This window comes from Gordonia sp. N1V (genome assembly GCF_029269935.1).
Taxonomy (GTDB): domain Bacteria; phylum Actinomycetota; class Actinomycetes; order Mycobacteriales; family Mycobacteriaceae; genus Gordonia; species Gordonia polyisoprenivorans.
In genome coordinates this window covers 20456-32154 of the sequence record NZ_JARJDD010000028.1, presented here as the reverse complement: position 1 = coordinate 32154, position 11699 = coordinate 20456, and the positions used below count along the sequence as shown (strand labels likewise).

Here is an 11699-nt window from a genome sequence, read left to right as displayed (position 1 = left end):
CCACAACGGGCGCCGCGTCGGCGGCGCTCCCGGTGTCTGGGTCGCGTTGATGGTGTTCTCCTCGGCGCCGGTGCCGGTGCCTTGTCGGTCGGGTTCGGTCGGTCAGATGCGGGGTCGGTCAGGTGCAGTCGGGGCGGATCGGGCCCTCAGGCCCAGAGCTGTCCCTCCAGGGCCTGCTCTGCTTCTTCCAGGCTACCGTCGTAGGCCCCGGTCGACAGATACTTCCATCCCGCGTCGGGCACGACGAAACCGATGTCGGCGCGCCGACCCGCCTTGAGCGCCTTGCGTCCGATCCCTCGCGCAGCCTGCAGGATCGCACCGGTGGAAATCCCGGCGAAGATGCCCTCGGTGTCGATGAGTTCGCGCACCCGGGCGACGGCGTCGATTCCGGTCACCGAGAATCGGCGGGTCAGCACCGAGTCGTCGTAGAGCTCGGGCACGAAGCCCTCGTCGATGTTGCGCAGCCCGTACACCTCGTCGCCGTACCGCGGCTCGGCGGCCACGATCTCGATGTCGGGGTCGCGCTCACGCAGATAGCGTCCCACCCCCATCAGGGTGCCGGTGGTGCCGAGCCCGGCGACGAAGTGCGTGATCTCGGGGAGGTCGGCGTAGAGCTCGGGACCGGTGCCCGCATAGTGCGCGCGCCAGTTGGCCTCGTTGCCGTACTGGTAGAGCATCACCCAGTCGTCGTGCTCGGCGGCAAGTTCCTTGGCCACCCGCACCGCGGTGTTCGAACCTCCGGCGGCCGGCGACGAGATGACTTCGGCGCCATACATTTTCAGTAGCGATCGGCGTTCCTCGGAGGTGTTCTCCGGCATCACACAGATCAGGTGGTAGCCCTTCAGCTTGGCGGCCATCGCCAACGAGATCCCGGTGTTGCCGCTCGTGGGTTCCAGGATCGTCGCCCCGGGCCTCAGGGTGCCGTCGCGTTCGGCCGCCTCGATCATCGCCAATGCGGGACGGTCCTTGATGGAGCCGGTCGGGTTACGGTCCTCGAGTTTGGCCCACAGCCGCACGTGCGGACCCTGCGTCGGATCGTCGTCCCAGCGCGGCGAGAGCCGCTGCAGACCGATCAGCGGAGTGTTGCCGACCGAGGCGATCAGCGAGTCGTAGCGGGTCACGACGTGGCGCTACCGCCGGCCACCGCGGGGAGGATGGTGACCTCGTCTCCGTCGTCGATGGTGGTGTCCAGACCACCGGAGAAGCGCACATCCTCGTCGTTGACGTAGATGTTGACGAAACGATGCAACTTGCCGTCGGCGACCAGCCGTTCGCGTAGCCCCGGGTTCGCCGACTCCAGGTTGTCGATGAGTTCACTCAACGTCGATCCCGTTGCGTCGACCCGCTTTTCACCACCGGTGTGGGTACGCAGGATCGTCGGGATGGACACGGTTACCGCCATGGTTGCTCAGCTCCTGATCTCGATCTCTTCTTCGGTGACCACCCCGTCGAGGATCCGGTAACTGCGGACCTCGTCGGTGTCGGGCTCGCGGGTGGACACCAGGACGTAGTGGGCGCCCGGCTCACTCGCGTACGACACGTCGGTACGGCTGGGGTAGGGCTCGGTTGCGGTGTGCGAGTGGTAGATCACCACCGGCTCCTCGTCCCGGCGGTCCATCTCCCGCCACACCTTGAGTTGTTCGAGCGAGTCGAATCGGTAGAAGGTCGGTGACCGTTCGGCGTTGACCATCGGGATGAACCGCTGTGGCTCGTCGGAGCCCTCGGGACCGGCGATCACCCCGCACGCCTCGTCAGGATGATCGGCACGTGCATGCGCGATCATCTGGTCCACCAGCTCGCGGCTGATCCGCAGCACTGCCACTCCTCGCTCTCATCGTCACACGTGCACTCCGCACATCGTGGCTACCCAACGTCCGGCTCGGCGACGCTATTCCGGTCGCCTGTCCGATCGCATGCTCTCGCAGGTCAGAGCCGCGCCCGGGCGGCTCGCGCCCGCGCCGCACACCCGTCATCCGTGCGAACTACAGCTGTTTTCACACCGTCGTCCGGCGCTGTAGCGTTTCGCCACAGTTCACGATCTGCGGTGCCGACTTCGACAACCGACATCGGCCCCCGGGGGAACCTCAGAGAATCAGGAGCTCACCACATGCACCGTGCCCACCGTGTTGCCACGGCCGCCATCGCCACGGGTATCGCCGCTGCCATCACACTCACCGGCTGCTCGTCGGATTCCGACAGCGGCTCGGGTGGCAACAACACCACCGCCTCGTCGTCGATGAACGATCCGGCCGCCCTCATCAACGCCGCCGCCGACAAGACCGCCGCCCTCACCGGCGCCCATCTGGGCCTCACCGTCGACGGCAAGGTTCCCAACGTGACCGTCAAGAAGGTCGACGCCGATCTGGTGACCAAGCCCAAGACCGCGGCCAAGGGCACCGCGACGGTGATGCTGGGCACCACCGACAGCGCCGCACCGTTCGTCTACGTCGATCAGCACCTCTACGCCGACATCGGCAACAAGGGCTACGTCGACTACGGCGACGGCCGCTCCGTCTACGACGTCTCGGTCGTTCTCAACCCCGAGAAGGGCCTGGCGAATCTGCTGCGGAACATGCAGGACCCCAAGACCTCCGGCACCGAGGACATCGGCGGCGTCAAGGCCACCCGCGTCACCGGGACCGTCGCCGCCAAGCAACTCGCCGCGCTGACCGGGACCAACATCACCAAGAACCAGGACGCCCAGGTTCCGGTGAACGTCTGGATCACTCCCGACAACCAGCTCGCCCGAGTGGTCCTCATACCGGCGACCAACTCCACGATGACGATGAACCTGTCGAACTGGAACAACACCGTCGAGGTCACCAAACCGGCGACGATCGCCACCCCGTCCCCCTCCGGAACCCCCAACCCGTCCGACGCCTCGCGCGCGCCGGCCTGATCACCCGCTCACGCAAGGAGACAGCTCATGAGTACTCGCAAGCGTCTGGTTGCCTCGGCCGTCGCCGTGGGCGCGGTGGGTGCAGCGCTCGTCGCTCCCGCCGCCCTCGACACCGCCCCCGCCGCCCACGCCTATGGCAACTACTACGGCGCGATCGCGTTGAACACCTCGACCGGGGACGCCGGACGAGCGTGGGACTACGACTCCTCCGCCGAGGCCTCGAACGCGGCCCTCGATGCCTGCGGCTACGGCTGCAAGGTCGTGGTCCAGTTCGTCAACGGTTGCGGCGCGGTCGCCTCGTCACCGTCGTATTGGGGCTACGGCCGCGGCCCCAGCCTCTACAGTGCCCAGTCGAACGCGCTCTACGCCGCAGGCGGCGGCGAGATCTACACCTGGGTCTGCACCTCGGACCACCAATAACCACCGCCCCGCTCTCACCGGCGGGCCACCGGAGACCGTGATGGCGTCAGCGCAATGCTGACGCCATCACGCGTCGGTAGGCGGGGATGCCTGCAACCGGTTCGGCGGCGACGATCGCCGCGATGACCGCATCCCGGGTGACCTCGGTGGCGACCGCACACACCTGCGCCAGCACCGCGGTGTCGGGGTTCATGCCGGGCGGGATCGCCGGTGTCGGCGCCACCGGGTGCGCTCCGGTGCTCACGGCGAAGATGGTGTCGCCGTCGAGCGGCGAGTGCACCGGACGGATCGCCAGGGCGAGCCCGTCGTGCGCCGACATCGCCACCCGCCGCAACGACGCCGGGGCGAACGCCGCGTCGGTCGCGACGACGCCGATCGTGGTGTTGAGGACGGTCGGCTTGGCGACGACGTCTGCCAGCGCGGCCACCTCGGCCGGCGCCGGCTGCTGCAGACCCAGTCGAGCCAGCTCGGATTGGCCGACCCCCCAAGGCAATCCGGTATCCGGGTCGATCACCGCACCGACCGGGTTGGCGACGATGAGCGCGCCCACCAGGATCCCGGCGGCCGGGCCCTCCTCGATCCGTCTACTCGTCGTGCCGACACCGCCCTTGAGGGCACCGGCCCGCGCACCCGCACCGGCACCGACGCTGCCCACCGCAAACTCGCGACCCGCCGAGCGCACCGCCGCGGTACCGAACCCCGCGTCCGGACGGTTCTCCCAGGCCCCGACCGGGAGGTCGAAGATCACCGCGGCGGGAACGATCGGGACCACGTGCCCGTGCGCGTCCATCGGCAGGCCCACACCGTGGCGCTCGAGTTCGCTCATCACGCCGTCCGCGGCGGCCAGCCCGTAGGCGCTGCCACCGGTCAGGACCACGGCATGGGCGGTGGTGACGGTGTTCGCCGGATCGAGCAGATCGGTTTCGCGGGTACCCGGACCACCACCGCGTACGTCGACGGCCGCGCACGGGCGCGGCCCGTCGATCCGGATCACCGTGGTGCCGCTGCACCAGCCGGTCCCCGGCGGGTCGTCGGGGCCGCCACCGCCGACGGTCACCTCGGCATCGATGCGGTGGTGATGGCCGACGGTGATCCCGTCGATATCGGTGATGCGGTTGCCCGCCTGCGACATTCGCGTGTCCGACTCCCCCGTCACATCAAGGCCTCGACGAGCAGTTCCTGCATCACCGTCAGCCAGTGGTAGACGTCGAGATGGGCGGCATGCGGATGACCATCGGGCAGCTGGTCGGGGGTGTCCTCGGAGATACCGAGCATCGCGCCGAGAGCCAGCCGGACGTCGTTGAGCGCGGTCAGCCAGTCGAGAGCCTGTGCCTCGGTCAGGGCGATGTCGCCACCGCCGGCGGGCAACGAATCCAGCAAGGTCCGGGCGGCCCCGAGTTTGGCGTCGATGATCTTCGGCTCGTTCAGGCTGCGCATCGCGGCGTTGAGGTCGCCATTGATCATCTCCGCTTCCAGGTCACGCTCCTGGTCGGGACGATGGAAATCGGGCAGCAACCGGCCAAGGGTGAGATCGGTCGGCGGCGACGAGTGGCCCGTGCGGATGCCGGTCATCGCAGCGAGTTCGTCGGTGGGCGCGCTCGATTCCCGTTCGGTGAGGAGGTCGGTCATCGAGGTCACCATCGACGCGAGCAGCTCGACCTCATGGCGTTCGAGGTTGGAGCAGATCCGCATCCGCGAACCCCGACCCTGCCTTTTCCAGGTGCGCACGCGCGCTCAGCAATCCCGCTGCATCGTCGCCCACAATCCCGCGGCATGCAGCTTTCGGACGTCGGACTCCACCTTGTCGCGGCCGCCGCTGGACACCACCGCGCGCCCCTCGGTGTGCACCTGCATCATCAGCTCGTTCGCCCGGGCCTCGGAGTAGCCGAAGATCTTCTGGAAGACGAAGGTGACATACCGCATCAGGTTGACCGGGTCGTCCCACACGACCGTCATCCACGGGCGGTCGAGGTCCGATGCGCCCTCGGCGACGGTGGGTTCGGCGACGGCCGCACCACCGGGAGTAGCCTCATGCGCACGCATTCCGTCAGGCGCCATACGTCCAAGGGTAAGGGATCAACAACGTGGACAACACCGCCCTGCTGACCGATCACTACGAGGTCACCATGGTCCGCGCAGCGCTGCGCCACCCGATCGCGCACCGCCGGTGCGTCTTCGAGGTGTTCGCGCGGCGCCTGCCCGACGGCAGGCGCTACGGCGTGGTCGCCGGTACCGGACGGGTCATCGACGAGCTGGCACGCTTCCGATTCGGCGACGAGGAGATCGCGGTCCTCGAACGCTTCTGCGATGCCGAGACGATCGCCTGGCTGCGTGACTACCGGTTCTCCGGTGACATCGACGGCTACCGCGAGGGTGAGCTGTACTTTCCCGGATCCCCGATCCTGACCGTGCGCGCGAGTTTCGCCGAGGGGGTACTGCTCGAGACCCTGATCCTGTCGATCCTCAACCACGACAGTGCGATCGCGTCGGCGGCGGCGCGGATGGTCAGCGCTGCCGGCAACCGGCCGATCATCGAGATGGGGTCGCGCCGCACCCACGAGCGGGCAGCGGTCTCCTCGTCGCGGGCGGCCTACATCGCGGGCGTCGCGGCCACCTCCAACCTGGAGGCGGCCCGCACCTACGGGGTGCCGAGTGCCGGCACCGCCGCGCACGCGTTCACCCTCGGCTTCGCCGGGCCCGACGGCCCCGACGAGAAGGCGGCCTTCGCCGCGCAGATCGAGGCGCTCGGTGTCGGCACCACGCTGCTCGTCGACACCTACGACATCACCGCCGGGGTCCGCAACGCCATCGAGGTCGCCGGACCCGAACTCGGGGCGGTGCGCATCGACTCCGGCGACCTCGGCGTGCTCGCCCGACAGGTCCGCGATCAGCTCGACTCCCTCGGCGCCACCGGCACCAAGATCGTCGTGTCCGGCGATCTCGACGAGTACGCCATCGCCTCGCTGCGCGCCGAACCCGTCGACACCTACGGGGTGGGCACCTCCTTGGTCACCGGCAGCGGTGCACCCACCGCCGGCATGGTCTACAAGCTCGTCGAGGTCGACGGCACCCCCGTCGCCAAACGCGCCAGCCACAAGGAATCGCGGGGTGGTGCCAAGACCGCCGTCCGCGCGGCCCGACCCAGCGGCACCATCGTCGAGGAGATCATCCACCGCACGGGCGATCCGCTGCCGGACACCCACGGGCTCGTCACCCGCGACCTGCAGATCCCGCTCGTCCGTTCCGGCGAGCCCGTCGACGATCTGCCAAACCTGTCCGACGCGCGCGACCACCTCGGCCGCGGCCTCGTGAGCCTGCCGTGGGAGGGACTCGGCCTGTCGCACGGTGATCCGGCGGTGCCGACGCGCTACGTTCTGGGTTGAGCATTCCGGGCCACCGCCTTCCCGTCGCCCGTCACCAGCCGCCTGTCCACCGCCCCGAGGAGAATCATGAGCAGCCCGCAGTCCGGCGAATGGTCCGGCCCGGCCGACGCCCTGGTCATCGTCGACGTCCAGAACGACTTCTGCGAGGGCGGTGCGCTGGGCGTCCGCGGGGGTAACGCCGTGGCGGGTGCGATCAACAGCATCCTGGGCGACTACCGGACCGTGGTGGCCACACGCGATTATCACATCGATCCGGGTGCGCACTTCTCCGACGACCCCGACTACGTCGACTCGTGGCCGCCGCACTGTCGGGTCGGCACCGATGGTGTGGCGTTCTCGCCCGCGCTGGACACCTCGACGGTCGCCGATGTCTTCTCCAAAGGCGAGTACAGCGCCGCCTATTCGGGATTCGAGGGCGCCGACGACGACGGGGTATCCCTCGAACGGTGGCTGCGCGTGGCCGGGGTGAACTCGGTGGACGTCGTCGGGATCGCCACCGACCACTGCGTGCGTGCCACTGCCCTCGACGCCGCGCGCGCCGGTCTGCGTACCCGCGTGCTGCTCAACTTCACCGCCGCCGTCGACACATCGACAGCCAAGGCCGCGCTCGACGAGATGCGTTCGGCGGGAATAACTCTCGACGGCGATCTGCTGTACAGTGGCGCATCCGAGGAGTCCTGAGCCGCATCCATGACCGATCTTCCCTCGGTGACCGAGCTGCTCGACGCGGCGGTCACCGCATTGTCCGGCCGTCGTCGCGACGGCCAGCTGCGCATGGCCAACGCCGTCGATCACGCCATCGACGTCGGCGAGCATCTCGCCGTCCAGGCGGGCACCGGCACCGGTAAGTCACTGGCCTACCTGGTGCCCGCGATCCGGCATGCCGTGGCCTCCGGCGACACGGTGGTGGTGTCGACGGCGACGATCGCCCTGCAGCGCCAACTTGTCGAGCGGGATCTGCCACGGCTCGCCGATGCCCTGGCCGGCCCGCTCGGGCGCAAGCCGACCTTCGCGATCCTCAAGGGCCGCTCGAATTACCTGTGCCTGCACAAGATCCACGCGGGCGCCGTCGAGGAACCCGATACCGAGCTCTTCGATGCCTTCGAGCTGTCCCGGACCGGCCGCGAGGTCACCCGGCTGCGGGAGTGGACCTCCGACACCGAGACCGGTGACCGCGATGACCTGTCCCCCGGAGTCGCCGACCGCTCCTGGCGACAGGTCAGCGTGTCGGCGCGGGAGTGTCTGGGAGCGACCAACTGCTCCTACTCCGAGGACTGTTTCGCCGAACGCGCACGCCGAGCCAGCGCCCAGGTCGACGTCGTCGTCACCAATCACGCGATGCTGGCCATCGACGCGCTCAGCCCTGCCAACGTCCTGCCCGATCACGACGTGGTGATCATCGACGAGGCGCACGAACTCGTCGACCGCATCACCTCGGTCAGCACCGCGGAGGTCTCGGCGGCAGCGGTGGCCAACCTGTCCAAGCGGGTCGGCAAACTCGTCGACGAAGAAACCGTCGATGCGCTCATCGGTGCCGGTGAGCACCTCGGTGAGCTCCTCGAGGAATGTCCGCCCGGCGAGTGGACGGCCATGCCGCCTGCGGCCGGCGCCACGCTGACGGTGCTGCGCGACCGCCTGTGGGCCACGCGTGGTGCCATCGGGCCGGTCCGCGGCCTCGGGGCGAGCGGCGACGAGGGTGCCGCCGCGGCCCGCTCGGCCGCGCTCACCGGACTCGAGGATCTCCACGACACGATCGTGCGGCTGCTCGGGGCGTTCTCCGAGCCGGAGGTGGCCAAGCGTCGTGACGTGGTCTGGGTGGGCCACGAGCGGGTGGGCCGCGGGCCATCGGCGAGCACCCGCCCGGTGCTACACATCGCACCGCTGTCGGTCGGCGGGTTGCTGCGCAGCACCCTGTTCTCCACCTCCACGGTGATCCTGACCTCGGCGACGCTGACCATCGGCGGTTCGTTCGACGCGCTGGCCGCCACCTGGGGGTTGCCGGCTTCGGGGCGCGGTGCAGACACCCCGGCCGCCGACGAGGTCGATGACCCGGGACCGGACGGGTCATCACGGGACGGGTCCGGGAGAGACAGGTCTGGGCGAGACAGGTCTGGGCGATCCGCGGTGGCCGCGCGGACGGCGACCGCGACGGGCAAGGCCGCCCCGTCGGACGAGGGTACTGTCCGCTGGACCGGTCTCGACGCCGGCTCACCGTTCGACTATCCGCGCTCGGCGATCCTCTATGTCGCCCGCCACCTCCCACGGCCCGGGCGCGACGGACTGGCCCCGGCGACCCTCGACGAGATCGAGTCGCTGATCGGTGCCGCCAACGGACGCACCCTCGGTTTGTTCTCGTCGATGCGGGCGGCGCGCGCGGCCGCCGATGCATTGGCCGACCGCGTGTCGGTGCCGATCCTGTGCCAGGGTGACGACACCACCTCGACGTTGGTCAAGCAATTCGCCGAGGACCCGGAGACCTGCCTGTTCGGCACGTTGTCGCTGTGGCAGGGCGTCGATGTGCCCGGGCCGTCGTTGAGTCTGGTGCTCATCGACAGGATTCCGTTCCCCCGGCCGGACGATCCGCTGCTCACCGCCCGTCAGCGCGCCGTCGACGCCCGCGGCGGCAACGGTTTTCTGTCGGTCGCCGCCAACCATGCCGCGCTGCTGCTCGCGCAGGGCGCCGGTCGGCTGCTGCGTTCGGTCGACGACCGTGGTGTGGTCGCGGTGCTCGATTCGCGTCTGGCGACCGCCGGATACGGCGGCTACCTCGCGGCGTCGCTACCACCCTTCTGGCGGACCACCGACCCCACCGTGGTCCGGTCGGCACTGAGCAGGCTGACAGGGGTGCCCGTACGCTGATCCTGGCGCGCGGAGCGCTCCGAGCGACAAGAATGGGTACCACGCCCCGGCGCAGAGGCCGCGGTGAGCAACGACGCATCCTCGCACCGACACGCGGTCGGGGTGAGAAGGGAGACCGTCTGTGATCGGCCGGATGGGCATCGACGACATCCAACCCTTGGTTTCGGCGGGCCAGTATCCAGCCAAAGCCGTTGTCGGAGAAACGATCCCGATCAGTGCGACCGCGTGGCGCGAGGGCCACGACGCACTCGGGGTCACTGTGCGGATCGAGGCCCCGCGCCGACGCGTCTACGAGATCACCATGACGCCGTCGATCGAGCCCGACCAGTTCAACGCCGTCTTCGTCCCCGACACCGAGGGCTACTGGACGTTCCGCGTCGAGGCCTGGAGCGACCCGTACACGACCTGGCGGTCGGCGATCGTCAAGAAGATCGAGGCCGGTCAGTCCGCTGCGGACCTGGCCAACGACCTCGAGATCGGCGCGCGCGTGCTCTCCCGGGCCCGCGACCAGATCGCCCCCACCGAACGCGGGGTCCTCTCCGACGCGATCCGCCTGCTGCGCGCCGAGGACATGTCCCTGTCGACGCGGGTCGCCCCCGCCATCGCCGACGCCGTCACCTCACTGCTGCACCAACACCCGGTCCGCGAGATGGTCACCAAGAGCCGCAACCACCGCGTCTGGGTGGATCGCCGACGCGCGCTGTTCGGCTCGTGGTACGAGATGTTTCCGCGCTCGACCGGCGGATGGGACAACGAGGGGCGCCCGGTGCACGGCACCTTCCTCACCGCGGCGCAGGATCTGCCCCGCATCGCCGACATGGGATTCGACGTCGTCTACCTGCCGCCGATCCATCCGATCGGCGAGGTCAACCGCAAGGGCCCCAACAACACCCTGATCGCCGGAGCCGAGGACGTCGGCTCGCCCTGGGCGATCGGGTCCCGCGACGGTGGCCACGACGCCATCCACCCGCGCCTGGGCAGCGAGGAGGATTTCACCTACTTCGTCGGACGGGCGCGCGAACTCGGCATGGAGATCGCACTCGACCTCGCATTGCAATGCGCCCCGGACCACCCGTGGGCCACCGAGCATCCCGACTGGTTCACGATCCTGCCGGACGGCACCATCGCCTACGCGGAGAACCCACCCAAGAAGTACCAGGACATCTATCCGCTCAATTTCGACAACGACCGCGCCGGCATCTATGCAGGTGTGCTACGCGTGGTGCTGCACTGGATCAATTTGGGCGTCAACATCTTTCGCGTCGACAATCCGCACACCAAGCCGCCGAACTTCTGGGAATGGCTGATCACCGAGATCAAGAAACGCCATCCCGACGTGTTGTTCCTGGCCGAGGCATTCACCCGCCCCGCACGACTCTACGGACTGGCGCGCCTCGGGTTCACGCAGTCCTACACGTATTTCACGTGGAAGACCGCGCGCTGGGAGCTCGAGGAGTTCGGCAACGAACTCGCCGCACACGCCGACGAGGCCCGGCCGAATCTCTTCGTCAACACCCCGGACATCCTCCACGAGAGCCTGCAGCATGGTGGCCCGGGCATGTTCGCATTGCGGGCGGCGCTGGCGGCGACCCTCTCCCCGACCTGGGGTGTGTATTCGGGATACGAACTCTACGAACACCTGCCGGTCCGGGAGGGCAGCGAGGAGTACCTCGATTCGGAGAAGTACCAACTGCGCCCACGCGATTACAAGGCGGCCGCGTCCCGAGGGGAATCCCTGGAACCGTGGATCACCTCGCTCAACGCGATCCGGCGTCGTCATCCGGCTCTGCAGCAGTTGCGCAACATCACCTTTCACCACATCGAGAACCCGGCGCTGATCGCCTACTCCAAGATCGACCCCGCCTCCGGGGACCGGGTACTGGTCGTCATCAACCTCAATCCGTTCGGCACCGAGACCGCGACCCTGTGGCTCGACATGCCCGCCCTCGGTTTCGACTGGCAGGACCACTTCGGGGTCCGCGACGAGGTCACCGGAGAGGAGTACACCTGGGGTCAGGCGAACTACATCCAACTCGAACCGTGGCGCGCGGTGGCCCATATCCTGGCCCTGCCGCCCCTCGATCCGGCGCTCGCGCAACAGCTTTCCTACCGCATCCGGTGAGGAACGAGGAGAGGAC

12 protein-coding genes are annotated in these 11699 nt (G+C 68.7%); 6 read left to right on the top strand and 6 right to left on the bottom strand.

What is annotated here, in order from left to right:
- Nucleotides 1-146 precede the first annotated feature (146 nt).
- From P3L18_RS24925 to P3L18_RS24915, 3 genes are read right to left on the bottom strand one after another with little or no spacing between them, the layout of a single operon-like run.
- Complete coding sequence (locus P3L18_RS24925; protein ID WP_006371567.1) at nt 147-1121, bottom strand: cysteine synthase; 975 nt, start codon at nt 1119-1121, stop codon at nt 147-149.
- Nucleotides 1118-1402: a MoaD/ThiS family protein gene (locus P3L18_RS24920; RefSeq protein WP_006371568.1), complete on the bottom strand. Its 285-nt coding sequence runs from the start codon at nt 1400-1402 to the stop codon at nt 1118-1120. Before P3L18_RS24920 ends, P3L18_RS24925 begins: the two co-directional genes overlap by 4 nt.
- Before the next feature lie 6 nt (nt 1403-1408).
- Nucleotides 1409-1816, bottom strand: coding sequence for a M67 family metallopeptidase (locus P3L18_RS24915; protein WP_006371569.1), 408 nt, complete (start codon nt 1814-1816; stop codon nt 1409-1411).
- Between the two features lie 291 nt (nt 1817-2107).
- Here P3L18_RS24915 and P3L18_RS24910 point away from each other — a divergent pair, with 291 nt between their 5' ends.
- Complete coding sequence (locus tag P3L18_RS24910; RefSeq protein WP_014359663.1) at nt 2108-2899, top strand: LppX_LprAFG lipoprotein; 792 nt, start codon at nt 2108-2110, stop codon at nt 2897-2899.
- Between the two features lie 27 nt (nt 2900-2926).
- Nucleotides 2927-3319, top strand: a complete 393-nt coding sequence (locus P3L18_RS24905; RefSeq protein WP_276115572.1) for a DUF4189 domain-containing protein — start codon at nt 2927-2929, stop codon at nt 3317-3319.
- 46 nt (nt 3320-3365) lie between these two features.
- Here P3L18_RS24905 and P3L18_RS24900 read toward each other — a convergent pair whose 3' ends face one another.
- From P3L18_RS24900 to clpS, 3 genes are read right to left on the bottom strand one after another with little or no spacing between them, the layout of a single operon-like run.
- Nucleotides 3366-4451, bottom strand: a complete 1086-nt coding sequence (locus P3L18_RS24900; RefSeq protein WP_276115571.1) for a P1 family peptidase — start codon at nt 4449-4451, stop codon at nt 3366-3368.
- 20 nt (nt 4452-4471) lie between these two features.
- Complete coding sequence (locus P3L18_RS24895; protein ID WP_276115570.1) at nt 4472-5047, bottom strand: DUF2017 domain-containing protein; 576 nt, start codon at nt 5045-5047, stop codon at nt 4472-4474.
- A gap of 6 nt (nt 5048-5053) precedes the next feature.
- Nucleotides 5054-5377 carry an ATP-dependent Clp protease adapter ClpS gene (gene clpS, locus P3L18_RS24890; protein WP_026920197.1) on the bottom strand — a complete coding sequence of 108 codons (324 nt, stop codon included), beginning with the start codon at nt 5375-5377 and terminating at the stop codon, nt 5054-5056.
- 68 nt (nt 5378-5445) lie between these two features.
- Here clpS and P3L18_RS24885 point away from each other — a divergent pair, with 68 nt between their 5' ends.
- The 4 genes from P3L18_RS24885 (at nt 5446) to P3L18_RS24870 (ending at nt 11683) form a co-directional block, all read left to right on the top strand.
- Nucleotides 5446-6702, top strand: a complete 1257-nt coding sequence (locus P3L18_RS24885) for a nicotinate phosphoribosyltransferase (RefSeq protein ID WP_210739326.1) — start codon at nt 5446-5448, stop codon at nt 6700-6702.
- Nucleotides 6703-6768: 66 nt separating this feature from the next.
- A complete protein-coding gene (locus P3L18_RS24880; protein ID WP_006371576.1) occupies nt 6769-7383 on the top strand; it encodes an isochorismatase family protein in 615 nt (204 codons plus the stop codon).
- A gap of 9 nt (nt 7384-7392) precedes the next feature.
- Complete coding sequence (locus P3L18_RS24875) at nt 7393-9561, top strand: ATP-dependent DNA helicase (protein WP_020171629.1); 2169 nt, start codon at nt 7393-7395, stop codon at nt 9559-9561.
- Between the two features lie 121 nt (nt 9562-9682).
- A complete protein-coding gene (locus P3L18_RS24870; RefSeq protein WP_006371578.1) occupies nt 9683-11683 on the top strand; it encodes a maltotransferase domain-containing protein in 2001 nt (666 codons plus the stop codon).
- The last annotated feature ends 16 nt before the right edge of the window (nt 11684-11699 follow it).